Consider the following 24,789-nt stretch of genomic DNA (forward strand, 5'->3'; position numbering starts at 1 on the left):
CAGACCCAAGCGTGGCGAAGAGCCAATTGGCCATCAGTTTCAAATCACTGGGTTGGCGGCAACTAGCCTGGCTTGCGTTGAAGAGGCCCGCAACCAGACCGGGGTGTTCATCCTGGCGACCAATGACCACAGCGATACGCTGACCATGGCCGAACTTTTGGCCACCTATAAAGCGCAGCAGAATGTCGAACGGGGCTTTCGTTTTCTCAAGAGCCCGGAGTTTTTAACCTCCTCACTGTACCTGAAAAAGCCGGAGCGGATTGAAGCGTTGCTCATGGTGATGACCTGTAGCCTGATGATTTACGCAGCGTTGGAGCACCGGATCCGGCAGGGATTAGTGGAGCAGAATCGCAGTGTGGCGGATATGAAAAAGAAACCGACCCAGCAGCCGACGGCCCGTTGGATCTTTTTGCGCTTTGGTGGCATCCATGAATATCGACTGGGAGAAGCTCCGCCACAAGTAACGGAGCTAACAGGAGACCAGCAGATCATTTTGGAGGTATTGGGTGAGCGCTATCGGCAAATTTATTCCTAAATCAGGTGCGGAATGTCGGATAAATACCCAGGCTTTAACTCGCCTCCGCGCGACCTTTAGCCCCGGCAAACGCAGAGATTTACTGGCTTGAAGCAAGTACCGGTGGAGCGCACCAGTGGTTAAGCGCTCAATTGAATACCGCTAGTGACGCGCAGAGCATGACCTACGACCAGGGCGGGAGATGGCGCGGCACGCTGAGACCACCCCAGAGAACAGGTGTGGCGACCCTCATCTGCGACCCACACAGCCCTTGGCAGCGCGGCAGCAACGAAAACATCAATGGACTGATTCGCCAGTACTTGCCCAAGGGCACAGACCTGTCGGTACATAGCCAGGAGGAGCTGGACGCCATTGCGCTGCAACTGAACATGCGACCGCGCAAGCGCTTCGAATCAAGTGCCCCATCGAGGTGATGGGAGAGGTCATGCAAAATGCCATGGCGATGCGGCATGATGCTCCGGCTTCAATTCAATAACCGTGTTGCACTCAGCTCCTGCAACCGCCAGCACTCAACGGCGCCCTTTTGAAATATTCATATCAATATCATCAGCCCACGCCTGCATCATCTGGCGTCGCTCTTCCAGATACTCAGCCTGGTTGTAGCTTGCGCGCACCTTGTTTCTCTCGGCATGCGCCAACTGACGCTCGATAACATCTGCGCGATAGCCCATCTCGTTCAGCATTGTCGAAGCTGTTGCGCGGAAGCCATGAGCCGAAAAACCGATACTGTCCTTCCCATTGAATCCCATGCGCTCAAGCGCACGGTTCAGCGTCGTTGCCGTCATGCATTCGCTCGGATTGCGAAGGTTCGGGAAAAGCTGGCGACGACCGCCCGTATGGGTGGCCAGCTCACGCAGCAGTTCAACTGCCTGACTCGATAGAGGAACGATGTGCGGCTCACGCATCTTCATGCGCTCACCCGGGATTCGCCATTCAGCACGATCCAGGTCGAATTCATTCCACTCCGCCTTGCGCAGCTCTACAGTGCGAACGAATGTGAGCAGCATCAGACGTAGCGCGATTACCGTGGCTCTGTAGCCACCGTATTGCTCCAAGGCCTTAGAGAACTCCGCTATCTGATCACGGGTGAGCGGCTTGTGGTGCTGCACCCTGGGGCGGTGGATAGCCCCCTTCAGAGCGGCAGCCGGATCAGCATCCGCACGCAGTGTCGCGACGGCATATCGAAACACTGCCGATGACCACTGCCTTACGAGCAAGGCAACTGTGGCGGCCCCTCGCCCTTCAATTCGATTGAGGATCTCAAGCAGATGCGCAGCAGAAACATTGCGTATCGGCAACTTCCCCACAAAGGGAAAGACGTCGGCCGCCATGAACCGCTCAACCTGCCGTAAGTAGTACGGCGTCCAGCTTGGGGCTTTTTTCTTGATCCACTCGCGGGCGACTGCTTCGAAGGTGTTCGCATTGGCAGCACTGTTAGCCAGCCGCTCAGCCTGCCGATTGTGCGATGGATGGATGCCCTGACGAATCAGCGGTTTGGCCTTTTCCCGCGCATCACGCGCATCCGCCAGGCCGATCTCCGGATAACCACCGATTGCAAATACGTTCTCCTTACCGTCTATGCGATAGCGCAAACGCCACAGCCTGGTACCAGTCGGCCGAACCTCCAAGTAAAGCCCACCACCGTCGGTGAGCTTTAGAGGTTTATCGGCAGGCTTAGTGTTGCGGATCTTGGCATCGGTTAGAGGCATAGTGCGGGTATCCGGGCATTGATACCCGCAACGATACCCGCATTATCCGTAGATGCCAACGGACGGCATGGACGTCAACAAACGTGAAACCCTCGTAATTCCTGGGATTGAAGGGGTAGCGTAGACGCCAACGGACACCACAAGAAGCCGATGCTGCTTATCGATCAACATTGTCATGGTCGTCACCGTGGTGGTCGTGGTGGCCACCCACAACCTGGCCTTCGGCGTGTTAGCCGGCGTGCTACTGGCTGCGATGTTCTTCGCCAACAAGGTTGGCCATTACATGGCGATCAGTTCTTCGCTGGACGAAGCCGGCGAGCATCGTAGCTATAACGTCACCGGTCAGGTGTTCTTCAGCTCGGCTGACAAGTTCGTCGCAGCCTTCGACTTCAAGCAAGCCCTGAACAAGGTAACCATCGACCTGAATCGTGCACACTTCTGGGATATCACCGCTGTTGCAGCCCTGGACAAGGTAGTCATTAAGTTCCGCCGTGAAGGTACTGAAGTCGAAGTGCTGGGCTTAAACGAGGCCAGCGCCACTATCGTGGATCGCTTTGGTGTTCACGATAAACCTGACGCCATTGATCAACTCATGGGCCACTGAGAAGGAGAACAACAATGACCCACGTAATTGCCTGTATCGACGGTTCCACCTCGGCTCCAGCTGTTTGCGACTACGCGGCCTGGGCCAGTCTGAGCCTGGAAGCGCCGCTGACCTTCCTGCATGTGCTGGATCAGCGCCAGTATCCGGTTGCAGCAGATTTGAGTGGCAACATTGGCCTTGGCAGCCGCGAGCACCTGCTTGATGAGCTTGCTTCCCTGGATGAACAGCGCGGCAAGTTGGCCCTTGAACAAGGGCGAATCATGCTTGCAGCCGCGAAAGAACGGGCCGTGAATGATGGTGTGCGCGCACCGGAGTCCAAGCAGCGACATGGCGATTTACTGGAGAGCTTGCAAGAGCTGCAAAGTGAAACGCGCTTGCTGGTTATCGGTCGCCAGGGCGAGTCTAGTGGCGGTCTGAGTCAGCATGTCGGAAGCCAGCTGGAAAGCGTTATTCGTATCATGCACCGGCCAATCCTGGTCACCCCGGCCAACTTCCAAAAGCCCAAGAGCGCGATGCTGGCATTCGATGGCGGCGCTACAACCCGCAAGGGTGTGGAGATGCTGGCAGCCAGCCCGCTGCTGAAGGGGCTGCCGATCCATCTGGTCATGGTTGGGCCCGTGAACGACGAAGCGTCCGCGCAGCTGGACTGGGCGCAGAAAGTGCTGATCAACGCCGGATTTACCGTTCGCGCTGAGACTCGGAGCGGTGAAATAGAACCTACCCTGCACGCCTATCAGAAAGAGCATGGCATCGATCTGCTAGTGATGGGGGCTTATGGACACTCACGTATCCGGCAGTTCCTGGTCGGCAGCACCACTACCAGCATGCTCCGTACCACCACCAGTCCGCTGTTACTGCTGCGCTAATGAGCCTGGACGACGCCCTCGATCTTGCCCATTTCAAGACCCTACTGGAACAGCGGGCTGCCGAGCTGGATCGATTGCTGGGAGACGCTGAGTCTCGCTCGCAATCGGTAGAGCTGGATCAAAGCAAGGTGGGGCGTCTATCGAGAATGGACGCACTCCAGCAACAAGCGATGAACGATGCGATCCGCAGTCGTGCACGGCATGAACGTGTCCGTCTCCAACTGGCCCTCAAGCGCTGGCACGAGGGCGACTATGGCTGGTGTAACCAATGCGGCGAGTTGATCGCCTCGGGCCGTCTGGAGTTCGATCCGGCCACGCCGTTGTGTATCACCTGTGCCAGCCGCGCCGAGTCGGGTTGAAACCATCACGGCTCGTGGCGTCAGTCTGATTTAACGAGGCTTCTAATGTATTTGATGGCTAAAAACTGGCTGGGCCGAACACGGAAAGTAAGTGTTTGGATGTGGGCGCTTGTATGCCTTGTGTTGCTCACCGTATTCCAAGTACGTACTCATCACCTTGATGATCGTCTGTACTTTTGGATCAAGACCCACTGGCACACAGACGATTGGCAGGAGCGCTCTGTGTGGCTGCCTGGCTATCGGGTTGAGCTGGATGCTAAGGCGGTTCCCGGTGTGGACAACAACCTTTCGGGCCTGACCTTCGATCCTGACCTAAATCTGCTGTGGGCGGTTACCAATGGCCCGAACGAGCTGCTGGCCCTCAGTCGTGACGGTGACGTGGAGCGACGTTACAGCCTGGATGGCTTCCACGACGTGGAAGCGGTGTCCTATGCCGGCAACGGTCAACTGGTCATTGCCGAAGAGCGGCGGCAGAGCCTGGTTATCGTGGATATCCCCATCGACGAATACGGTAAGCTTTCTCCTGATCGACCATTGAGCCTAGACCAGTATTCAGCGCTAACCTTGGCGCTTGGCAAGGAGGACAACAAAGGCCTTGAAGGGCTCGCCTACGACCTAAAAGGTGATCGTTTGTTTGTGACCAAGGAGCGTGACCCCCGGCAATTACTGGAAGTGAGCGGCCTTCGTGCCAGCCTGGAAGGAGGCGTTTCCCTGCACGTCCGCGACATGTCCAACCTAAATAACTGATCCCAACTCTGCTACACCTTGGCCATCGCGTGGCGGTTACCGGGAAAAGGCGAAGCCGTACGTAGAAAGCGCTTTACCGCGACCAGCAGACTATCCAATGAGCGGTGCTGGTGGTTGCGGGTGACGGTGTCATGCATTGCTTTCCACAACCGCTCGATGCGGTTCACCCACGGGTGGTAGGCCGGCTGGAACAGGCAGACAAACTGCGGATGACGCGCCAGCCAGACACAGGTTTCTCGGCTCTTGTGGATGATGTAGTTATCCAGCACTAGCGTGATGCGCTCCGCCTCCCGGTAGCGGCGCTTGAGGGCTTTCAACAGGTCGATGAACAGCCCCGAACATTTGCTGTCACCATAACGGACGGTCACTTTCCCGGTGGTCGCGCACAGTGCGCCAGCCACGTAATGCTTGCGATTTTGCCCCGGCGTGGGAACGCGCTTCTGGGCACCGCGGCGCATCCAGTCGGCGCCGATGCGCGGATTGAGATCGATGTCAGCCTCGTCGACGAACAACACCGGGTGGGTCGTGGATGCCTGCTTCAGCGCCTCGGCAATGTCTGCCAATTTCTGTTCTTTATCAGGCGCTTTGATGCAGAGCGTGGGGCATGCGCGGCGATAGACGATGCCAAATTCACGGAGCAGGCGCCGAATGGTTGATGGGTGAATGAAATCGCGGGCATGGTCGTGGATCACCTTGGCCATCAGCTCGGAACTCCAGCGGCTGCGCTGGTAATGCCAGTCTCGGGGCGATGTCTCCACCAGGGCCAGCAAGAAGGTCGCGAGCTTGTCCCGGCACAACCTGCGCCGCCGTCCCGTTGTGCCATTGCGCAGGCCGTCCAGACCATCGGTGAGGAACCGCTGGCGCCAACGATTCACTGACGAGCGGGCCGCGCCTAACAGGCGAGCGATGGCGGAGACGCTGTGGCCCTTAACGAGCATGGCGATGGCTACCAGACGGCGATGCTCGTTGGCCGCTTTCACATTTCTGAGACGTAGGCGGAGATCTGGGGAGAGGTCTTCTGGCAGTGCTGATAGCATGACGTGGGCTCGGCTTGGTGGAGGGGTTGGTGTGGATTCGCAACCGATCTGATCGCCGAAATCAGGCCGAGTTCCCTCCCTCAAGTGATCTACTGTTCGGAACAGTTATTTAGTAAAAGACAAGGTGTTTGCCACTGACTTGTCTTCGGTTGTATTCGATCAACAGAGCGGCCATCTGATCCTGCTCAGCGACGAGTCGAAACTGCTGATTGAAATGACCGACGAGGGCAAGGTGGTGAGTTTCCGCTCCTTGGCGAGGGGGTTTGCTGGTTTGCTGAAAGGTATACCCCAAGCCGAAGGCGTAACCATCGACGATGAAGGGTATTTGTACGTGGTCAGCGAGCCGAACTTGTTCTATCGCTTTACCCGCGAGACAGATTGACCAGTCAACAAGCTACAGTCAGGCGTGGCCGGGACGCTTGAACTGTTAGCGTACGATTTTTTCCGAATTCTGCGGGCTCCCCTTGTTGAACTGATCGAGCACCAGCCCCTCCCCCCGCGCCTGCATGGCCAGGGCGAGGTCTCGCGCCGCTTCCATGCCCTCTTCCACCAGCACCAGCTCGGCGCCGTAGGCCTGCATGGCGTCGCGCCGCTCCTGACTCATGTTGCTCGGCATGATGAGTCGCATCCGGTAACCCCGGGACGCCGCCACCATGGCCAGCGCGATGCCGGTATTGCCGGAGGTGGCCTCGATGAGCCGGGCTCCTGGCGCTAAGTGACCACTCGCCTCTGCCTGCCTGATGAGGTTCAGCGCCGCCCTGTCCTTGACGGAGCCGGCGGGGTTGTTGCCCTCCAGCTTCACCAGCAGGGTGACGCCGGGGTGCGGATTGATGCGGCGCAGCGCCAGCAGCGGGGTGTTGCCTATCAGATCGTCCAGGGTGGCGAAGGCCATGACGGATCCATCCTCTCTCAATGTTCTATACCTTGCCTTGCGACCATTCGCAGGCCGGCCAGTGTAAGCGAGCCCGCCATGGGCGCAAAGAATGGCGTTGGCAAACCCTGTCCGCCATGTTCTGATCTTCCCATTCACCCAAAGAGGACCCCCGATGAGCGACATCCTTCACCAGGCCGATCAGCAGCAATTTGTCTGCACCGTGGACGGCAAGATCTCCCGCCTTGCCTATCGCCGGCTGGACGCCACCACGGTGGACGCCTACAGCACCCAGGTTCCCCCCGAGCTGCGCGGACAGGGGATTGCCGACAAGCTGGCCCGCCGCTTCTACGACTGGGCCCTCTCTGAGGGGCTCACCATAGTGCCGAGCTGCAGCTACATCGACGTCTGGTTGCGCCGCAATGCAGGTTGACGCAGGGCCGCTGCGGGAGGCACACCTGCGGGCCTGCACCGAGGCCCTGCTGCGGGCTGATCACCCGCGCATGGATTGCCTCCGGGCTGCGCGGGAGCTGGCTCTGCCCGACTGGGCCCTGGGGGCGGGGTTTGTGCGCAACCTCATCTGGGATCACCTCCATGACAAGGCCGAGCCCACCCCGCTCAACGACATCGACCTTATCTATCTGGACAGCGCTGATCCGACTGGATTGAAGGAGGCCGATCACGAAGCCTGGCTCGCCGCCAGGATGCCGGGCCAGCAGTGGGAGGTGCGCAACCAGGCCCGCATGCATCTGCGCCAGCAGGTGCCTCCTTTTGCCAGCTCGCTCTCGGCCCTCAGCCACTGGGTGGAGATACCCACCTGCATCGGAGTCCGCCTGTTGGCAGATGATGCGTTCGAGTGGCTGGCCCCCTACGGCTTTGCCCCCAACTGGTCCCTGGTGGTGAGCCCCAATCCGCGCTGTCGCCAGGAGAGCCGTATCTTTAGCGAACGGGTCAGGGCCAAGGAGTGGCAACGCATCTGGCCTGACCTTGTGGTGAACTGGCCATGAGCGGATTGCAAAGGGCCGACAACCTTGGGCACACTAAGAAAAAGATGTTTGTAACTCAATGGGTTAAATAATGCGCGATTTCTTCTCTCTCGAGCGCTGGCTGCCGGGGCTCGCCGCCTTGCTGCAATACCAGCGGGCCTGGCTGATGCCGGATCTTCGCGCTGGCCTCTCGGTCGCGGCCGTGGCCCTGCCCGTGGCCATCGCCTATTCGGAGCTCGCCGGGGTGGGCGCCATCGTCGGCCTCTACTCCTGCATCCTGCCCATGGTGGTGTACGCCCTCTTTGGCACCTCCCGTCAGCTCATCGTCGGTCCGGATGCCGCCACCTGCGCGGTGATCGCCGCCGTGGTCACGCCGCTCGCCGCCGGGGATCCCACCCGTCACTGGCAACTGGTGATGACCATGACCGCCATGACCGGCTTCTGGTGCCTCATCGCCAGCCGCTTCAAACTGGGGGTGCTGGCAGACTTTCTCTCCCGCCCCATCCTGATGGGGCTGCTCAACGGGGTGGCCATCACCATCATGGTGGGCCAACTCTCCAAGATCTTCGGCTTCACCTTCAGCGAGCGCTACCTGATAGAGCGGATCCTGAACGGCACCAGCTACATTACCCAGACCCATCTGCCCACCCTGGCCATGAGTCTGACCGCCCTGCTCACCCTGCTGCTGGCCAAGCGCTACAGACCGGCCTGGCCCTCCTCCATGGTGGCCATGGTGGTGACGGCGGCCCTGGTGTGGCTGTTCAATCTCGGCCGTGTCGACATCGCCACCCTGGGGACCATCGGCTCGGGGCTGCCCGCCTTCCAGATGCCGGACTTTCCCCCCGGGCTTATCCGTGAGTTGGTGCTGCCCGCCCTCAACCTCGCCATGGTGAGCTTCGTCTCCATGATGCTCACCGCCCGCAGCTTCGCCGCCAAGAATGGCTACGAGATTGATGCGGACAAGGAGTTTAGGGCGCTGGGCATGGCGAACCTGGCGGCGGCCGCCTCCCAGGGGTTTGCCATCAGCGGGGCGGATTCGCGCACCGCGGTGAACGACGCCAACGGCGGCAAAAGCCAGCTGGTCTCCATCATCGCCGCCGCCGTCATCGCCCTGGTCACCTTCTACCTGACGGCACCGCTGCAATACATTCCCACCGCCGCCCTCGGCGTGGTGCTGGTGATGGCCTCCCTGTCGCTCACGGATTTTCGCGGCCTCTTGGCCCTGCGCGACTCGGACCGCGCCGCCTTCTGGCTCGCCCTGGTGACCTTTGTCAGCGTGCTCACCATGGGGGTCATTCCGGGCATCACCCTCGCAGTCCTGCTGGGGCTGTTCCAGTTCCTGCGCAACGTGATGCGCCCCACCGACCAGCTGCTCGGCATGGACGACGAGGGCGTGGTGCGCACCCTGGGGGACAACGAGCAGGCCAAGGCGATTCCCGGCATCCTGGTCTATCGCTTCAACTCCCCGCTCACCTACTTCAACGCCCCCTACTTCAAGCGGCGGGTGCTGGCACTGCTGGTGCAGGATCCCCACAATCCCAGGTGCCTGGTGGTGGATGCGGTGGCCTGCTTCACCCATCAGGACATCAGCGTGATGAGCATGGTGGGAGAGCTGCACAAGGAGCTCAAGCGGCGCGGCATCCACATGGTGATGGCCGGTCGGCACGGCCAGATGAGCCAGTGGTTCAAACAGGCGGGGATCCGGGTCGGCGAGGATGGCATCATCCTCTGCCCCGACATGTACCAGGCCTTGCGCATGACCCGCTGCTACCGGGAGCCGGTGTTCCGGGACGACGAGGGGGTGGAGAGCACCACGGATGCCCTGCTCACCCGCTGGCCGCACGATGACGACCTGCCCGACTCGGCGCGCCTCACCCGCCCCAGCGAGCAGGAGGCCGGCGCCACGCCGGTCTGAGAGACATCCCCCGGTCACAGGCCCCTCCTCCTGCGACCAGGATTGCACCCCGCCCCCGCTTGGTGTTAAATGCCCCTCCAGTTGGCCCTGACGAGGGCCATCGCCAGCACCTGGATATCCCATGCAGACTCAATCCCACGCAGGCCCGGGCTCCCTCTTCGCCCTGACCTGGCCACTGTTCATCGATCTGGCCCTTCACTTTCTGACCGGGGCCCTCAACACCTTCATGGTGGGCCACGTCTCCTATCAGGGGGTGGCGGCCCTCGCGGTGGGCAACCAGGTGTTCGATCTCGCCATCACCCTGTTCAGCTTCGTCAGCATCGGCACCAGCGTGGTGATCACCCAGTATCTGGGGGCGGGAGACAAGGAAAAAGCCCGCGTCGTCATCCACACCGCCATCGGTTTCAACCTGCTGGTGGGACTGGTGGCCGCGGTCGGCGTCATGGCGGGGGCCGGCACCATGCTGGCGCTGATGAACCTGCCTGCCCACCTGATGAGCGACGGCAGCCTCTACCTGCAGATCATCGGGCTTTGCCTGCTGCCGGAGGCGGCGGCCCTCTGTCTGGCCGCCACCCTGCGTGCCCACGGCCACACCCGCCAGGCCATGTACGTGACCCTCATCGTCAACCTCATCACCTTCGTCGGCAACCTGCTGCTGCTCTATGGCTGGTTCGGCCTGCCCCAGCTCGGGGTCGCCGGGGTCGCCATCAGCACGGTGGCGGGGCGCATCGTCGGGGTGGCGCTGCTGGTATGGCTGGTGGCGCGCAAGACCGGCATCCGGCTGCGTCTGCCCGAGATCGTCCGCCCAAGCCGCGCCATGCTGGACAAGGTGCTGCACATCGGTCTGCCGGCGGCGGGGGAGAACCTCTCCTGGATGCTGCAGTTCATGGTGGTGACCGCCTTCGTCGGCCTGCTCGGCGACAAGGCGCTGGCGACCCAGTCCTACTTCTTCCAGATCTGCCTGTTCATCCTGTTGTTCGGCCTCTCCATCGGCCTTGGCAACGAGATCATCATCGGCCACCTGGCGGGGGCCCGACGCTTCGATCAGGCCTATCGCCAACTGATGAAGAGCCTGAAACTCGGCCTCATCGTCACCGCCGCCATCGCCATCGCCGCCGCCCTCAACGGCCGCGCCATCATCAGCCTGTTCACCGACGACGCCGACATCATCACCCAGGTGGCGCAGCTCTTCCTCATCAGCCTCATCCTCGAACCCGGTCGCACCTTCAATCTGGTGGTGATCAACGCCCTGCGCGCCACCGGGGATGCCCGTTTCCCGCTCTACATGGCGCTCGTCTCCATGTGGGGCATTGCCGTTCCCCTGGCCTATTTCCTTGGTATCATGCAGGGCTATGGCTTGGTAGGCATCTGGCTGGCCCTCGCCTGCGACGAGTGGGTGCGCGGTCTGGCCATGTTCTGGCGCTGGCGCAGTCGTCGCTGGCAAAACAAAATTCTTGTAGAAACATAAGCGGAATCACCATGAAGAAAATCGGACTCTTGTTGACGGCCATCCTGCTCAGCCCGCTCGCCATGGCGCAAACCGCCCCGACGACCCCCAAGGCGCAGGCTCCCCAGACCTGGTATGTGGCCCCCATCGTCATCGACGAGACCAGCGAAGCCCAGAAGGCCCTGACCAAGGAGTTCACGGCCCAGATGATCAAGACCATCAAGATCAACGAATATCAGACCGGCAAGGCGGTGGGCAAGACCAAATCGCCCAAGTGGCTGATCCGCACCAAGCTGATGCCCGCAAGCCAAGAGCCCCTGGTCGGCAAGAAGCACCCGCAGGGCCTCACCTATGGCAAGGGCATCCCCACCCAGGAGATCGTCGGCGAGCTCATCATGAACGGCACCCTGGTGGCCCACATCGGTCAGGGCTGGCGCGAACCCATCGTGCCGGGCACACCGGTGGCGGAGAAGATCTCCATCGCCAACTACCAGTACGCCATCGGCAACGAGGCCAAGGCGCCGGATCTGGAAGAGCTGGCGGCGCAGATCGGTTTCGAGGCGGGCAAGGTGATTGCCAGAGACGGCAAGCCCCTGCCCGAGAAGAAAAAGAAAAAAGAGTAAACGGCTCACCCGTTTCCAGTCAGGGGCCTCGCGCCCCTTTTTGTTGCCCGCCCCGTTGCAGCCCCCCTCTCCCGAATGTGAAGCGGATCCCGCTTCTTTCCTCTGCTGCCCCAGGGTCAGCAGGCAATCATCATGTAATTCAAACAGTTAAAAATCACCCTTCCCATGCAGCAATTCCGTGGCCCCGAATTGGATCGGGATCACGTTTCTCCCCGGCAGTAAGGGGTACTTTGGTCTTGCAGGCACAATCAAATGACAACAAGGAGGCTTCATTACATGTTTCCGGAGTACAGAGATCTCATCTCGAAACTGAAGAGCAGTGATGTCCATTTCCAGAAGAAGTTTGACTTGCACAACGACCTGGATGCGGAGATCAGAAAGCTGGAGAAACACCACGCCAGCGACTACAGCTCCGAGGTGAAGGATCTGAAAAAACAGAAACTTAAACTGAAAGAGGAGATATACGACATCCTCAAACAACATCCACACTAGACGCCTCGACGAATACCTGGATAAGCAACTTATCCTGCCAGCCCGGCCCGACGCCGGGCTTTTTGTTGGCCGCCCCAAGGCGCGGCAACGGCCACTTCCCTTGGCACCGGAAAACGAAGCGGGCCAACAGGCCCGCTTTGTCATACCTGTTTCATCCCATGATCACACCGGCGGATGGAACTGGCTGGCCTCGCGGGTGGCCATCTCCTCGTAGGTGGCCCACTTCTGCCACGCCACTCGTTGCGCCACCTGCATCAGTCGCTCGGCCTCCTGTGGGTGGCTCTGGGCCAGCACCCGGTAGCGGGTCTCCTCCTGGCGGTATGTAGCGAGGGGGATGGAGGGGCGCAGGCTGTCGAGGCTGAAGGGGTTCTGCCCCGCGCTGCGCAGTACCGGGTTGTAGCGCATCAGCGGCCAGTGACCGGAGGCCACGGCGCGTTTTTGCTGGGTCAGCCCCTGCTCCATGTCGATGCCGTGGGCGATGCAGTGGCTGTAGGCGATGATAAGCGACGGGCCCGGATAGGCCTCGGCTTCCCGCAAGGCCTGCAGCGCCTGCTGCGGGTTGGCCCCGAAGGCGATGCGGGCCACATAGACGTTGCCGTAGGCGATGGCCTGCAGGGCCACGTCCTTCTTGGCCAGCGTCTTGCCCCCTGCCGCAAACTTGGCGACGGCGCCGAGCGGGGTCGATTTCGACATCTGACCGCCGGTGTTGGAGTAGACCTCGGTATCCATCACCAGCACGTTCACATCGCGGCCGGAGGCGAGCACATGGTCGAGCCCCGCCGAGCCGATGTCATAGGCCCAGCCATCGCCGCCCACTATCCAGACCGAGCGGCGCACCAGCTGATCAATCAAGGAGAGCAGTTCGCGGGCCTTGCCGGATTTCACCTCTTCCAGCCGCTCCCGCACTTGGGCGACCCGGGTACGCTGGGCGCGGATCTGTGACTCCAGCCGCTGCGGGGCGCTGACAAGCGTCTCGACCAGCTCTGCGCCAATCTCTCCCTTCATCGCCTGCAAGGCGGCCACCGCCTGACCGTGGTGCTGATCGGCGGTGAGGCGAAAACCAAAGCCAAACTCGGCGTTGTCCTCGAACAATGAGTTCGACCAGGCCGGCCCCTTCCCTTCGCCGTTCTTGGCCCACGGCGTGGTCGGCAGGTTGCCGCCGTAGATGGAGGAGCAGCCAGTGGCGTTGGCCACCAGCATGCGATCGCCAAAGAGCTGGGTCAGCAGCTTGAGATAAGGGGTCTCACCACAGCCGGCGCAGGCACCGGAGAACTCGAACAGGGGCTCGAGGAACTGGGCACCGCGCACGGTGGAGAAATCCACCCGCTCGCGGGCAGGCCACGGCAGGCTCTCGAACCAGCCGAGCGCCTGTTTCTGGCCGGCCAGATGCGGCCCCTTGTCCATCATGGCGATGGCGCGCTCGCCTTCATGGCTCTCATCTGCCCCGATCCGCACCGGACAGGCCTGCACGCACTGGCCGCAGCCGGTGCAATCTTCCGGGTAGAGCTGCAATGTGTAGCGGCTGTCGGGGAAGCCCTTGGCGGTGACGGGCACCGACTGGGCGGCCTCGGGGGCGCTCGCCAGCCAGTCCTGGTGGTAGAACTTGGCCCGCAGCACCCCATGGGGACAGACAAAGACGCAGTTGCCGCACTGGATGCAGATATCCGAATGCCAAATCGGGACCTCGCGGGCGATATCGCGCTTCTCGAAGCGGCTGGTGGCGGTGGGGTAAGTGCCGTCCACCGGCAACATGGAGACGGGGATCAAATCGCCGCGCCCCGCCAGCATCTCGCCAGTGACGCGCTGGACAAACTCGCTGCCACCCGGCGCCAATGGCAGCGGATAGTCGCTGATCTGCTCCTCACCGGCCGGGATGGCCACCTGATGGAGGTGGGCCAGGGTGTCGTCCACCGCCGCGAAGTTGCGCTCGACCACTTCGGGCCCCTTGCGGGCATAGCTCTTCTCGATGCTCTCCTTGATCAGCGCAATCGCCTCATCCCGCGGCAAGATGCCAGCCAACGCGAAGAAGCAGGTCTGCATGATGGTGTTGATGCGATTGCCCATACCGTTACGCTCGGCCACCCGATCCCCATCGATGCAGTAGAGGCGGATATCGAGGGCGCGGATGCGGGCACGCAGCCGCTCGGGCAGCTCGGCCCAGACACGGTCAGGCTCATAGGGAGCATTGAGCAGCAGGGTCGCCCCTTCGGCGGCATGCTCCAGCAGGTCTACCGACTCGACAAAGCCCCACTGGTGGCAGCCGATAAAGCTCGCCTGCTCGATAAGCCAGGGAGCGTCGATGGGCTCGGGGCCAAAGCGTAGGTGGGAGACGGTGCGCGAGCCCGACTTCTTGGAGTCGTAGACGAAGTAGCCCTGAGCGTGGAAGCCCTCCAGCTCGCCGATGATCTTGATGCTGTTCTTGTTGGCGCCCACGGTGCCGTCGGCACCGAGGCCGAAGAAGAGCGCCCGCACCCGGCTGGCGGGCTCCAGATCGCCGATGGGGTGCCAGGCCAGACTGAGGCCCGACACATCGTCCACTATCCCCACGGTAAAGCGCGGGCGCGGCGCATCGGATGCCAGCTCCTCGAACACGGCAGCGCACATGGCGGGGGTGAACTCTTTGGAAGAGAGGCCATAGCGGCCGCCACTGAGCCACGGCAGCCGCTTGATAAGGCCGCGCTGCAAGCCGTCGATAAGGGCGCTCTGCACATCCAGCAGCAGCGGCTCGCCACCGGCGCCCGGCTCCTTGGTGCGATCCAGCACCGCCATGCGCCACACGCTCTGCGGTAGCGCATCAAGCAGCGCCTGTACCGGGAAGGGGCGATAGAGGCGAATGACCAGCACACCGGTCTTGCGATCCTGCCGGTTGAGCCAATCCACGGTGGTGCGGGCGGTGGCCGCCCCCGAGCCCATCAGCACGATGACGTCGGTGGCATCGGGCGCGCCGTGATACTCCACCAGCCGGTAGTGGCGGCCGGTCAGCTCGCCCAGGTTGTCCATGCACTGCTGCACCCGCGCCGGTACCGCCTCGTAGAAGGGGTTGACGCTCTCGCGGGACTGGAAATAGGTATCCGGGTTCTGGGCCGTGCCACGCATCACCGGATGATCCGGGTTGAGCGCCCGGGCACGGTGGGCGCGTACCCAGTCGTTGTCGATAAGGGCGCGAATTTCATCTTTGTGCAGCGCGACTATCTTGTTCACCTCGTGGGAGGTGCGAAAGCCGTCGAAGAAGTGGATAAAGGGCACCCGGCACTGCAAGGTGACGCTGTGGGCAACCAAGGCCAAGTCCTGCGCCTCCTGCACCGAGCCGGAGGCGAGCATGGCAAAGCCGGTGCTGCGCGCCGCCATCACATCCTGATGGTCGCCAAAAATCGACAGCCCCTGCGCCGCCAAGGATCGGGCCGCCACATGGAACACCGCCGAAGTCAATTCACCGGCGATCTTGTACATGTTGGGCAGCATCAGCATCAGTCCCTGACTGGCGGTGAAGGTGGTGGCGAGCGCCCCCGCCTGCAGGGCGCCGTGTACCGTGCCGGCCGCCCCCCCTTCACTCTGCATCTCCACCACTGTAGGGATGTTACCCCACAGGTTGGTCTGCCCTTCTGCCGCCCAGGCATCGGCCAGTTCGGCCATGGTCGAGCTCGGGGTGATGGGATAGATGGCACACACTTCGCTCAGCTGATACGCCACCCGGGCCGCGGCTTCGTTGCCGTCAACCATGATCAGTTCATGTTTCATTGGGACTCCTCCGGTTGGCGCAGCTCGATGGCGTGACAAGGGCATTGGTCGTGGCAGGCACCGCAGCCGGTGCAGCGCTCGGCATCCACCTGATACCCCAGACCCGGCCCCAACTTGGCGATGGCCTGCTCGGGGCAGCTGCCATAGCAGCCGTCGCACTCGAAGCAGTTGCCGCAGGAGTAGCAGCGCGCCGCCTCGTAGCGGGCTGCCACCTCATCCAGCCCGCCGATGATCTCGCCAAAGTCGTCCCGCGCCCACGCCGGTTTGACCGGCTGGCTGCTGGCGGGCGCGTGGGTCTGGAACCAGAGTTGCAACTGCTCCGGCCCCACCAATGAATAGGAAAGCGGTTTGTGGTAGAGGCGACCGCGCAGCCAGGCATCCATGTGGCGCGCCGCCTTCTTGCCGTGACCGGTGGCGATGGTGACGGTGCGCTCGGAAGGCACCATGTCGCCGCCGGCAAACAGACCCGGCACATCCGTCATCAGGTTCTCGCCGACCTGCACCACCCCCTCCTTGTTGACCCGTACCCCGGGAATGCTCTCCAGCACCGAGAGGTCGACCTCCTGACCGAGCGCCAGAATGAGGGAGTCCGCTTCGAGGGTTTCAAACTGGCCGGTGGGCACCGGCTTGCCCTCAGCATCCAGCGCCATCACCTCCACTTCGATATTGGTACTGTCGAGCTGGCGGATGGTGCGCAACCAGTTGATCTTGATCCCCTCCTCCTCGGCCTCATCGGCTTCGAAGGTGTGGGCCGGCATATGATCCCGGTCGCGGCGGTAGATGATCATCGCCTCTTCCACCCCAAGGCGACGGGCGGTACGGGCCGCGTCCATGGCGGTGTTGCCGCCACCGTAGATGGCCACCCGCCGTCCCAGTTTTGGCGGTGGCAAGCCCTGTTCTTCGGCAAGACTGGCCTGCTCGAGGAAACTCACCGCATCGAGGATCTTGCCCGCCTCCCGGGCCGGAATATCGACCCGCTTGGCCAGATGGGCGCCGATGGCCATGAAGACGGCGTCAAAGCCCCCCTCGTCGCGCGCCTTGAGCACGTCTTCCACCTTGTGGTTGAGAGTCAGCGTCACCCCGGCCGCGACGATGCGGGCCACCTCCCTGTCCAGCATGTCACGGGGCAGGCGGTAGGCGGGAATACCGAAGCGCAGCATGCCGCCGGCCAGCGGCCCCGCTTCGCGGATCTCCACCTGATGGCCTAGCCGATTGAGGTGCCAGGCGCAGGAGAGGCCGGAGGGACCGGCACCGATCACCAGCACCTTCTTACCGCTGGCGGGTGCGGGGGGCGCAGGCAGCCAGCCGCGGGCCAGCGCCTCGTCGCCGAGGAAGCGCTCGATGGCGTGAATGGAGACGGCATCATCCACCTGGGCACGGTTGCAGGCCGTTTCGCAGGGGTGATAGCAGACCCGCCCGTGGACCGCAGGCAGGGGATTTTCTTCGATGAGAGTCTGCCAGGCCGCTTCAAAGCGGCCCGCTTCGGCCAGGGCAAGCCAGGCCTGGATGTTCTCGCCAGCCGGGCAGGCATGGTTGCAAGGTGGCAGGGCCGGCCGCCAGACGGGCAGCCGGGTACGGACCGGGCCTGTTCCCGTTTTCTGGGAGAGATCCGGCTGTGGGGTCATATCCAGTTGTTTGCTCATACATTGCTTTCTTCTTTTTGTGTGACAGGCCCCATCCGAATGCGCTTGATACCGTTTTGCCTGGGCAGACGGTGGCCGGAGAGGGAAGAAGCGAAAGCGTCAGAAACTGGAAGCTGGCCCGATAATGGGCCGTTTTTTGTACGACATGGTGGATCAGGATCAATAAATGTTGCGCTTTATGGGTCGCCCCCTTCACAACCGGATCCTCGTCACACCCCGCAGCCATTCGGGCCTGTCGCCCGAGCCCCCTCGCCGCCCTCGACGTGGGCAGCAGGAGAAGATTGCCGCCCGGGACAGGAATCGTTATCTTCCCCTCTTCACAGGAATCGCCACAGCACAAGGACCAGGACATGCCGACCCTCGCCAGCATACATCTCTACCCCATCAAATCGACGGCAGGCATGCCGCTGGAGCGCGCCCGGGTGACCCAGGAGGGACTTGCCGGGGATCGCCGCTACATGGTGGTCAAACCGGATGGCACCTTTATAACCGCCCGCACCCATCCCCAGTTGCAGCAGGTGGTGGCCACCCCCGTCGAGGGGGGGCTGCAACTGCGCTATCCGGGTCTGCCCCCCCTTGCTCTCATGGAGGCGGCGTTCAGTCGCGCCCCTCAGCACACCGGTGTCTGGGGGGATCGCTTTACCGCCCTGCACACCGGGCCAGAAGCCGATGAGTGGCTGAGCCGGGTGGCGAGGGAGCCGGTGCGCCTGCTCTGGCTCGGGGAGGCATCCGATCGTTTTCGGGAGAAGACCGGCACCCGGGTGAGCTTTGCGGACGGCTACCCCTTGCTGCTCATCAGCCAGGCTTCCCTTGAGGATCTCAACCTGAGATCCGATGCCTTGCACCAGATAAGCCAGTTTCGTACCAACCTGGTGGCAAGCGGCACCCGCCCCTTCGAAGAGGATGGCTGGAAGCGGATCCGCATCGGCGAGGTGGAGTTTCGGGTGGACAAGCCGTGCAGCCGCTGCATCATGACCACGGTGGAAGCAGGCTCGGAGCGCTTCAATGCCCTGAAAGAGCCGCTGGCTACCCTCACCCGCTACCGCCGTGGCGAAGATGGTGAGGTCTATTTCGGCCAGAATCTGGTGGCCCTGAACGAGGGGTGGATTGAAGCGGGCAGCGAGATCGAGGTGCTGGAGCGGGCCCGGGCGCCGGTCTACCCCAACGCGGCCCCGAAAAAGCGGGAGCTGGTGTGCGTCGCCCGGGAACCCCTGGCCCGGGATCTGGAAACCTTCTGGTTCGAGGCCGCCGACGGCGAGCCCCTGCCCGACTACCTGCCTGGCCAGCACCTGCCCATCAGCCTCGATATCAAAAACACACGGGTTCAACGCCGCTACACCCTGAGCTCCACGCCGGAGCGGCCCGAGCGTTACAGCATCAGCGTCAAGAAGCTGGCCGATGGCCGCCTCTCCCCCTGGCTGCACCATGAGCTGAAAGTGGGCGATCACCTGCTGGCCGCCCCCCCGGCCGGCGAGTTTCACTTAGGGTCCGAGCGCAGGCTGCTGCTGCTCTCGGCGGGATCCGGTGTCACCCCCATGCTCTCCATTGCCCGCACTCTGGCACTACGGGGGGAGCTCGGTGACGTCCACTTCATGCACCTATGTCGCAGCGAGGCGGATATTCCTGCCGCCAGCGAGCTGCACGCCATGGCGCAGCAGGGAATGACCCTCACCCTGATCCTCAGCCAGCCCGATGCGCACTGGCAGGGGCTCAAGGGACGACTCGGCGATGAGCACCTCGCACAGGTCAAGCAGCTCACCGAACGGGAGGTGTTCATCTGCGGCCCCCACGGCTTCATGGCCGATGCAGCCAACCGGCTGACCGCCCTCGGCGTACCGGCCGGGCGCATCCGCCAGGAGAGCTTTGGCGGGGCCCTGCTCTCGGTGGCCCGCCCCCATCAGGCGGTGCAACTGCGTATCGGCGAGCGGGAGTTTGCGGGCAACAACCAGGGCACCGTGCTGGATCAGGCCAACAAGCAGGGGGTAGAGCTGCCCTGGAGCTGCCGTGCCGGCATCTGCGGCAGTTGCAAGCAGACCCTGGTCTCGGGCGAGGTGGATCACCCCGATGCCCCCGCCATCAGCGCCGCCGAGCGGGCCGAGGGCAAGATCCTCGCCTGCTGCGCCGTGCCCCTGACGGATCTGGTGATCAAATAGGGTGATCGGGGGGCAAAACCCTGTCCCCGGAATGCAAAACGGCTGCCCGAGGGCAGCCGTTTTCTTTAGATGACTGGCTATCAGCCACGCAGGGCGGCGATGCGCTGCTCGATGGGCGGGTGGCTCATGAACAGCTCGCTCATGGAGCGCTTGCCGTTGATGCCGAACGCCATCATGGAACCCTCCGTCTGCGGCTCGGCACCGCGGGCGAGACGCTGGAGCGCGGCAATCATCTTGTCGCGGCCGGCCAGCTTGGCGGCACCGGCGTCGGCACGGAACTCGCGCTGACGGCTGAACCACATGACGATGATGGAGGCGAGCACGCCGAACACCATCTCCAGCACGAACACGGTGATGATGTAGGCGAAACCGCCGGTGCTGCTGCTCTCTTCCTCGTTGTTGGAGCTGAAGAAGTTGCTGATGACGCCGGCCACGATGCGGGCGAAGAACATCACGAAGGTGTTCACCACCCCCTGGATCAGGGTCAGGGTCACCATGTCGCCGTTGGCCACGTGGCTCACCTCGTGGGCCAGCACGGCTTCCGCCTCGTCGCGGCTCATGCTGTAGAGCAGACCGGAGGAGACGGCGACGAGGGAGTCGTCACGGCGGGCGCCGGTGGCAAAGGCGTTCATCTCGGGGGAGTCGTAGATCCCCACTTCCGGCATCTTGATGCCAGCCTCACGGGCTTGACGGGCAACAGTGCTCACCAGCCAGTGCTCGGTCTCGTTGCGGGGCTGCTCGATGACCTGGACGCCATAGCTGCGCTTGGCCATCCACTTGGACATCAGCAAGGAGATAAAGGAACCCCCAAAACCGAACACGGCGCAGAACACCAACAGACCGGAAATGCTGGACTTGTTGATCCCCAGAACCGAGAACAGGATATTGAGTACCACCCCCAGCACCAGCATGACGGCCAGGTTGGTCACCAGGAATAGCATAATTCGCTTCATATTGACTCCTTGTGAGATATGGATGCATGGTTCGGGGCGCCCCAAGGGCGACCGATGCCACACTTGCCCCAGATAATAGACAGACTCGATGAATGTTTGCTGAATGTCTGGCCTCAGAGCAAGGGCGACACATCAAGACAGTGGTGCAAATCCACCTCATTCACCGCGTCCACGAAGGGGAGCTCCCCCAGAAATGGGGCCGGCAACATGGCTTTCAAGGTGTCCAGGTTCTCCTCGTAGCGGCTCATGTGCGGATCCACCCGGTTGATGACCCAGCCCGCCAGGGTCAACCCCTGCTGGCGAATGGCGCTGACGGTGAGCAGGGCATGGTTGAGGCAGCCCAGCCTGGCCCCCACCACCAGGATCACCGGCAGCCGCTCCTGGGCGACCCACTCCGAGAGCAGACGCTGGTGATCCAGCGGCAGGAACCAGCCCCCCGCCCCTTCGACAATGACGAGATCGGCCCCAGCTCCCTCAATCTCCCGCAAGCCGGCGGACAGCCCCTCGAAGGGGATGCTCGCCCCCCGCTCACGGGCGGCGATATGGGGGGCGATGGGCGGCTCGAAGGCATAGGGATTGACCTGCTCGTAGGGCAGCGCAACCGTGGCCGCCTGCTGCAACAGCAAGGCATCCAGATTGCGAAGCCCCTCCGGGGTGTGGGTGCAGCCCGCCGACACCGGTTTGTACCCGGCGCAGCGAATGCCTCTGGCGGCAAGCGCCAGCAACAGGGTGCGGGCCACCAGGGTCTTGCCCACGTCGGTGTCCGTGCCCGTGATGAAATAGGATGTCCCCATGATGATTCCTCGATGCAGTGCAGGGGCGCAGAGGCGCCCCGATATCCATGGTGAAAGGCAGGCGCACGTCCTGCCGCTGAAGGGGTGGGTGCGCCGGGTCTTTTTGTGTCAGCGCCGCACCAGGCGCCCGAGGCAGACCTCGTAGCTGGCGGCCAGCAGGCCGTCCGGTTGACGGTGGCGCTCGTAGGCCTCCCCCAGTCGCACCAGGCGCTGGCGATGACCCAGACCCGCAGACCGCTCGTCGTTGACCTGGCTCGCGCCTATCCCCTTGAGGTCGCGCAGCAGTCCGCTGAGCGCCGGGTAGGCGAGGGACCAGGTCAGCGGGCAGAGCGCCGGGGCCTCGAAGCCCCCGTCACGGGCCGCCTGCTGCAACTGGGGCAACGTCAGGAAGCGATTGACATGGTCACGACCATCCACGGCCCGCCAGGCCTCCCGCAGTTGCCACAGTGACCCCGAAAGCAGGGTCGAGAAGAAGACCTGGCCACCGGGTTTGAGCACCCGGTTGAGCTCGGCAAAGGCCTGGGCCGGCCGCTCGCACCACTGCAGGGCCAGGCTGGAGAAGACCCAGTCCAGGCTCTGGTCGGCAAAGGGCAGCCCCTCCGCATCGCCGCACACCAGGCGGGCTCCGCTGCCGCGAAGGGCCGCCTGGGCCAGCATGCCGGGAGCGAGATCCAGCCCGGTCAGCGTCTCACAGCGCGGCACCAGGGCAGGCAGGAAGAAACCGGTGCCGCAGCCCAGATCCAGCCCGACCCCTGAGCGCACCTCTTTCACGCCCCCCTCGTCCATGCGCGCCAGCAGCGACTGCCCCACCTCCTGCTGGAAGCGGGCGTGGGCGTCGTAGTGGCGGGCCGCCGCCCCGAAGCGGCGGGCGAGCTGTGCCTTGTCGACCGACTGGAAACGCTCATGCACCATGGGCGCCCCCTCTCTCGTCAGTGGATGGGCTGGGCCCCAGGGCCTCGAGCAGGCGATCCACGTCATCTTCGCCATGGGCAGCGCACAGGGTGATGCGAAGGCGCGCCGTGCCGACCGGCACCGTGGGCGGGCGGATGGCACCGGCCCAGACACCGCACTCCCGCAGGCGCTCGGCCAGTTGCAGGGCAGCGACGCTCTCCCCCACCAGCAGCGGCTGGATGGGGGTATCGCTTGCCCCAAGCCGCCAGCCGAGCGCCTGCGCCCCCTGCCGGAACCGGGCGACAAGGCGAGCCAGGTGGGCACGGGCCTCGTTGGCTACGCGTACCAGCTCGATGCTCTGGCGCACGGCGCACGCCTGGGCGGGGGGCATATGGGTGCTGTAGACATAGTGGCGGGCAAAATTGACCAGGTACTCCACCAGCTCGCGACTGCCGCCCACAAAGGCGCCGGCCACCCCGAGCGCCTTGCCGAAGGTCCCCATCTGGATGTGCACGCTGGCCGGGTTCACCCCCTGGGCCGCCAGGGTGCCGCGCCCCTCGGCACCCAGCACGCCGAGGCCGTGGGCATCGTCAATCATCAGCCAGTTGCCGCTTCGGGATGCGAGTGTGGCCAGCTCAGCCCAGGGGGCCTGATCCCCGTCCATGCTGAAGACCCCTTCCGAGACGATCAGGCCCCGGTTTGGCTCAAGCAGCCGCTCAAGGGCCGCCATGTCGTTGTGGCCGAAGCGCTTCATTTTGCAGGGGAGCTGGCTCCCCATCTCCTGCAAGGAGGCGTGGTTGAGCCTGTCCTGCCACAGCAGGTGATCCTTGCCGAGCAGGGCCTTGAGCACCGCCTGATTGGCGGAGAAGCCACAGTTGAACAGCAGCACCGCCTCCACGCCGAGCCAGTCGGCAAGCGTCTCTTCCAGCTGCTGGTGGGCGCGGCTGTAACCAGTCACCAGGGGCGAGGCGCCTGCCCCCGCGCCATATTGCGCCACCCCCGCCGTGAAGGCGGCCTTGATGGCGGGGTGACCCGCAAGGCCCAGGTAGTCGTTGCCAGAGACATTGAGGTAATCGCGCCCCCCGACCCGGATCCGCCCGCCGTTCGCCACATCCACCGGGGTGCGTCGGCGCAGCAGGGTGGCCTGTTCACGCTCGGCCAGCGCCTCCCCCAGGGCAAAGGGGCCGATAACAACGGGCGTCATCATGGACGGAGGACATCTGCGCGGGAACGGGTGGCATCGTAGAAGAGTTCGCTCGGCTCGCTCTGGCGGTTCACCTCGGCCAGCAGCTCCTCCTCTTGAACCTGATCCGGCTTCTGGGCCCGCTGGGCGGGGCGAATGCCGAGGCGCTTGAAGAGCTGCATGTCGCTGTTTTCGTCCGGATTGGGGGTGGTCAGCAGCTTGCAGCCGTAGAAGATGGAGTTGGCCCCGGCCATAAAGCACATGGCCTGCATCTGCTCATTCATCTTCTCCCGCCCGGCGGAGAGGCGCACGTGGGAGGCCGGCATCATGATGCGCGCCACGGCGATGGTGCGGATAAATTCGAACGGGTCCAGGTTCTCCTGGTTCTCCAGGGGCGTCCCCTTCACCTTGACCAGCATGTTGATGGGCACGCTCTCCGGGTGGCGGGGCAGGTTGGCGAGCGCCATCAAGAGGCCCGCCCGATCTTTCGCCTGCTCCCCCATGCCGACGATGCCGCCGGAGCAGACCTTCATGCCGGCGCCGCGCACATGCTCCAGGGTGTCGAGCCTGTCCTGATAGGTGCGGGTGGTGATGATGTCGCCGTAGAACTCCGGCGAGGTGTCGAGGTTGTGGTTGTAGTAATCGAGCCCCGCAGCCCCGAGACGCGCCGCCTGATCGGCGGTCAGCATCCCGAGCGTCATGCAGGTCTCCATACCGAGCCCGCGCACCTCTTCAATCATGCGCAGGATATAGGGCATGTCCTTCTCTTTCGGGTTGCGCCAGGCCGTCCCCATGCAGAAGCGGGACGAGCCGTTGGCCTTGGCCTCCCGGGCCCGCTCCAGCACTTTTTCCACCTCCATCAGCCGCTCGGTCTCGAGCCCGGTGTGGTAGCGAGCGCTCTGGGGACAATATTTGCAATCTTCCGGGCAGGCCCCGGTCTTGATGGAGAGCAGGGTGCTTACCTGCACCTCGTTCGGGTCGAAATGGGCGCGGTGCACCGTCTGGGCCTGGAACAGCAGATCGTTGAATGGCAGGGCAAAGAGATCCTGAACCTCGGACAGGGTCCAGTCGTGACGAAGGGCGTGGGCACCCGCGGTGAGAGCATTCATACATGGCTTCCGGTTGTTATTGGTGGGATCCTGCGCCGCGCTCAAGAGAGCGTTCGCCGCAAGACCCGCCAGCTGGACAGCGCGACGCCAGGGCGTGCGCGAAGCCAAGTGGCTGAAATTGTTGGCTAGTGTAG

General features: G+C 63.1%; 21 protein-coding genes and 3 pseudogenes. 14 read left to right on the forward strand and 10 right to left on the reverse strand.

Features of this window, described 5'->3' with window-relative positions; genetic code table 11:
- Both OKB81_RS03630 and OKB81_RS03635 read left to right on the forward strand, forming a co-directional pair.
- Positions 1–535, forward strand: a 535-nt coding sequence (locus OKB81_RS03630) for an IS1634 family transposase (protein ID WP_270668420.1), incomplete at its 5' end; no start/stop codon positions are given.
- Between the two features lie 158 nt (positions 536–693).
- Positions 694–948: an IS30 family transposase gene (locus OKB81_RS03635; protein ID WP_442865979.1), complete on the forward strand. Its 255-nt coding sequence runs from the start codon at positions 694–696 to the stop codon at positions 946–948.
- A gap of 96 nt (positions 949–1,044) precedes the next feature.
- On the opposite strand, the gene OKB81_RS03640 is transcribed toward OKB81_RS03635, so the two are convergent.
- Positions 1,045–2,244 (reverse strand): tyrosine-type recombinase/integrase, encoded by a 1,200-nt coding sequence (locus OKB81_RS03640; protein WP_270670091.1) that lies wholly within the window; start codon positions 2,242–2,244, stop codon positions 1,045–1,047.
- 157 nt (positions 2,245–2,401) lie between these two features.
- Here OKB81_RS03640 and OKB81_RS03645 point away from each other — a divergent pair.
- The 4 genes and pseudogenes from OKB81_RS03645 to OKB81_RS03660 form a co-directional block, all read left to right on the forward strand.
- Positions 2,402–2,848 (forward strand): annotated as a pseudogene (locus OKB81_RS03645) (STAS domain-containing protein); the annotation flags it as partial.
- A gap of 14 nt (positions 2,849–2,862) precedes the next feature.
- Positions 2,863–3,714: a universal stress protein gene (locus OKB81_RS03650; RefSeq protein ID WP_003152676.1), complete on the forward strand. Its 852-nt coding sequence runs from the start codon at positions 2,863–2,865 to the stop codon at positions 3,712–3,714.
- A complete protein-coding gene (locus OKB81_RS03655) occupies positions 3,714–4,073 on the forward strand; it encodes a TraR/DksA family transcriptional regulator (protein ID WP_003090764.1) in 360 nt (119 codons plus the stop codon). The genes OKB81_RS03650 and OKB81_RS03655 overlap by 1 nt, the downstream gene beginning before the upstream one ends.
- Positions 4,074–4,118: 45 nt before the next feature.
- Positions 4,119–4,820 carry an SdiA-regulated domain-containing protein gene (locus tag OKB81_RS03660; RefSeq protein ID WP_270670093.1) on the forward strand — a complete coding sequence of 234 codons (702 nt, stop codon included), beginning with the start codon at positions 4,119–4,121 and terminating at the stop codon, positions 4,818–4,820.
- 11 nt (positions 4,821–4,831) lie between these two features.
- Here the strand turns inward: OKB81_RS03660 and OKB81_RS03665 are convergent, their stop codons facing one another.
- Positions 4,832–5,857, reverse strand: coding sequence for an IS630 family transposase (locus OKB81_RS03665; protein ID WP_270670095.1), 1,026 nt, complete (start codon positions 5,855–5,857; stop codon positions 4,832–4,834).
- 118 nt (positions 5,858–5,975) lie between these two features.
- Between OKB81_RS03665 and OKB81_RS03670 the strand changes: the two are divergent.
- A pseudogene (locus OKB81_RS03670) lies at positions 5,976–6,239 on the forward strand (SdiA-regulated domain-containing protein); the annotation flags it as partial.
- Between the two features lie 60 nt (positions 6,240–6,299).
- Here the strand turns inward: OKB81_RS03670 and OKB81_RS03675 are convergent.
- Positions 6,300–6,749, reverse strand: a pseudogene (locus tag OKB81_RS03675) (pyridoxal-phosphate dependent enzyme); the annotation flags it as partial.
- 154 nt (positions 6,750–6,903) lie between these two features.
- Between OKB81_RS03675 and OKB81_RS03680 the strand changes: the two are divergent.
- The 6 genes from OKB81_RS03680 (at position 6,904) to OKB81_RS03705 (ending at position 12,191) form a co-directional block, all read left to right on the forward strand.
- On the forward strand, positions 6,904–7,161 hold the full coding sequence (locus OKB81_RS03680) for a GNAT family N-acetyltransferase (protein WP_053288626.1): 258 nt from the start codon (positions 6,904–6,906) through the stop codon (positions 7,159–7,161).
- Positions 7,151–7,735 carry a nucleotidyltransferase family protein gene (locus OKB81_RS03685; protein ID WP_160836862.1) on the forward strand — a complete coding sequence of 195 codons (585 nt, stop codon included), beginning with the start codon at positions 7,151–7,153 and terminating at the stop codon, positions 7,733–7,735. Before OKB81_RS03680 ends, OKB81_RS03685 begins: the two co-directional genes overlap by 11 nt.
- Positions 7,736–7,805: 70 nt before the next feature.
- Positions 7,806–9,629 (forward strand): SulP family inorganic anion transporter, encoded by a 1,824-nt coding sequence (locus OKB81_RS03690; RefSeq protein WP_041212698.1) that lies wholly within the window; start codon positions 7,806–7,808, stop codon positions 9,627–9,629.
- Positions 9,630–9,750: 121 nt separating this feature from the next.
- Positions 9,751–11,097, forward strand: coding sequence for an MATE family efflux transporter (locus OKB81_RS03695; protein ID WP_160836864.1), 1,347 nt, complete (start codon positions 9,751–9,753; stop codon positions 11,095–11,097).
- 11 nt (positions 11,098–11,108) lie between these two features.
- Positions 11,109–11,699, forward strand: a complete 591-nt coding sequence (locus OKB81_RS03700; RefSeq protein ID WP_160836866.1) for a hypothetical protein — start codon at positions 11,109–11,111, stop codon at positions 11,697–11,699.
- Positions 11,700–11,975: 276 nt separating this feature from the next.
- Entirely contained in the window at positions 11,976–12,191 is a 216-nt protein-coding gene (locus tag OKB81_RS03705; RefSeq protein WP_005313020.1) for a YdcH family protein, read from the forward strand.
- Between the two features lie 162 nt (positions 12,192–12,353).
- On the opposite strand, the gene nifJ is transcribed toward OKB81_RS03705, so the two are convergent.
- Positions 12,354–15,929: a pyruvate:ferredoxin (flavodoxin) oxidoreductase gene (gene nifJ, locus OKB81_RS03710; protein ID WP_270805124.1), complete on the reverse strand. Its 3,576-nt coding sequence runs from the start codon at positions 15,927–15,929 to the stop codon at positions 12,354–12,356.
- A complete protein-coding gene (locus tag OKB81_RS03715; RefSeq protein WP_160836870.1) occupies positions 15,926–17,572 on the reverse strand; it encodes an NAD(P)-binding protein in 1,647 nt (548 codons plus the stop codon). The genes nifJ and OKB81_RS03715 overlap by 4 nt, the downstream gene beginning before the upstream one ends.
- Positions 17,573–17,922: 350 nt before the next feature.
- On the opposite strand from OKB81_RS03715, the gene OKB81_RS03720 reads away from it, so the two are divergent.
- Entirely contained in the window at positions 17,923–19,725 is a 1,803-nt protein-coding gene (locus OKB81_RS03720; protein ID WP_160836872.1) for a hybrid-cluster NAD(P)-dependent oxidoreductase, read from the forward strand.
- Between the two features lie 80 nt (positions 19,726–19,805).
- On the opposite strand, the gene htpX is transcribed toward OKB81_RS03720, so the two are convergent.
- The 5 genes from htpX to bioB all read right to left on the reverse strand — a co-directional run bounded on the left by htpX (position 19,806) and on the right by bioB (position 24,655).
- Positions 19,806–20,678 (reverse strand): protease HtpX, encoded by an 873-nt coding sequence (gene htpX / locus OKB81_RS03725; protein ID WP_160836874.1) that lies wholly within the window; start codon positions 20,676–20,678, stop codon positions 19,806–19,808.
- Positions 20,679–20,791: 113 nt separating this feature from the next.
- On the reverse strand, positions 20,792–21,472 hold the full coding sequence (gene bioD / locus OKB81_RS03730; RefSeq protein ID WP_141116465.1) for a dethiobiotin synthase: 681 nt from the start codon (positions 21,470–21,472) through the stop codon (positions 20,792–20,794).
- 108 nt (positions 21,473–21,580) lie between these two features.
- A complete protein-coding gene (bioC, locus tag OKB81_RS03735; RefSeq protein WP_160836876.1) occupies positions 21,581–22,384 on the reverse strand; it encodes a malonyl-ACP O-methyltransferase BioC in 804 nt (267 codons plus the stop codon).
- Positions 22,374–23,570, reverse strand: coding sequence for an 8-amino-7-oxononanoate synthase (bioF, locus tag OKB81_RS03740; protein WP_119196827.1), 1,197 nt, complete (start codon positions 23,568–23,570; stop codon positions 22,374–22,376). The genes bioC and bioF overlap by 11 nt, the downstream gene beginning before the upstream one ends.
- Entirely contained in the window at positions 23,567–24,655 is a 1,089-nt protein-coding gene (bioB, locus tag OKB81_RS03745) for a biotin synthase BioB (protein ID WP_270805125.1), read from the reverse strand. The genes bioF and bioB overlap by 4 nt, the downstream gene beginning before the upstream one ends.
- Positions 24,656–24,789: the final 134 nt, after the last annotated feature.

Origin of the sequence: Aeromonas sp. QDB56 (assembly GCF_027705505.1) — a bacterium.
In the GTDB taxonomy this organism is placed as follows: Bacteria; Pseudomonadota; Gammaproteobacteria; order Enterobacterales; family Aeromonadaceae; genus Aeromonas; species Aeromonas caviae.

Excerpts from the sequence above, each read along its gene's own strand:
- OKB81_RS03660 (WP_270670093.1), top strand. The coding sequence starts at position 4,119 with ATGTATTTGATGGCTAAAAACTGGCTGGGCCGAACACGGAAAGTAAGT.
- OKB81_RS03680 (WP_053288626.1), top strand. The coding sequence starts at position 6,904 with ATGAGCGACATCCTTCACCAGGCCGATCAGCAGCAATTTGTCTGCACC.
- OKB81_RS03695 (WP_160836864.1), top strand. The coding sequence starts at position 9,751 with ATGCAGACTCAATCCCACGCAGGCCCGGGCTCCCTCTTCGCCCTGACC.
- OKB81_RS03705 (WP_005313020.1), top strand. The coding sequence starts at position 11,976 with ATGTTTCCGGAGTACAGAGATCTCATCTCGAAACTGAAGAGCAGTGAT.
- OKB81_RS03685 (WP_160836862.1), top strand. The coding sequence starts at position 7,151 with ATGCAGGTTGACGCAGGGCCGCTGCGGGAGGCACACCTGCGGGCCTGC.
- OKB81_RS03715 (WP_160836870.1), bottom strand. The coding sequence starts at position 17,572 with ATGAGCAAACAACTGGATATGACCCCACAGCCGGATCTCTCCCAGAAA.
- bioB (WP_270805125.1), bottom strand. The coding sequence starts at position 24,655 with ATGAATGCTCTCACCGCGGGTGCCCACGCCCTTCGTCACGACTGGACC.
- OKB81_RS03650 (WP_003152676.1), top strand. The coding sequence starts at position 2,863 with ATGACCCACGTAATTGCCTGTATCGACGGTTCCACCTCGGCTCCAGCT.
- htpX (WP_160836874.1), bottom strand. The coding sequence starts at position 20,678 with ATGAAGCGAATTATGCTATTCCTGGTGACCAACCTGGCCGTCATGCTG.
- bioC (WP_160836876.1), bottom strand. The coding sequence starts at position 22,384 with ATGGTGCATGAGCGTTTCCAGTCGGTCGACAAGGCACAGCTCGCCCGC.
- OKB81_RS03635 (WP_442865979.1), top strand. The coding sequence starts at position 694 with ATGACCTACGACCAGGGCGGGAGATGGCGCGGCACGCTGAGACCACCC.
- OKB81_RS03640 (WP_270670091.1), bottom strand. The coding sequence starts at position 2,244 with ATGCCTCTAACCGATGCCAAGATCCGCAACACTAAGCCTGCCGATAAA.
- bioF (WP_119196827.1), bottom strand. The coding sequence starts at position 23,570 with ATGATGACGCCCGTTGTTATCGGCCCCTTTGCCCTGGGGGAGGCGCTG.
- nifJ (WP_270805124.1), bottom strand. The coding sequence starts at position 15,929 with ATGAAACATGAACTGATCATGGTTGACGGCAACGAAGCCGCGGCCCGG.
- OKB81_RS03655 (WP_003090764.1), top strand. The coding sequence starts at position 3,714 with ATGAGCCTGGACGACGCCCTCGATCTTGCCCATTTCAAGACCCTACTG.
- OKB81_RS03700 (WP_160836866.1), top strand. The coding sequence starts at position 11,109 with ATGAAGAAAATCGGACTCTTGTTGACGGCCATCCTGCTCAGCCCGCTC.
- bioD (WP_141116465.1), bottom strand. The coding sequence starts at position 21,472 with ATGGGGACATCCTATTTCATCACGGGCACGGACACCGACGTGGGCAAG.
- OKB81_RS03665 (WP_270670095.1), bottom strand. The coding sequence starts at position 5,857 with ATGCTATCAGCACTGCCAGAAGACCTCTCCCCAGATCTCCGCCTACGT.
- OKB81_RS03690 (WP_041212698.1), top strand. The coding sequence starts at position 7,806 with ATGCGCGATTTCTTCTCTCTCGAGCGCTGGCTGCCGGGGCTCGCCGCC.
- OKB81_RS03720 (WP_160836872.1), top strand. The coding sequence starts at position 17,923 with ATGCCGACCCTCGCCAGCATACATCTCTACCCCATCAAATCGACGGCA.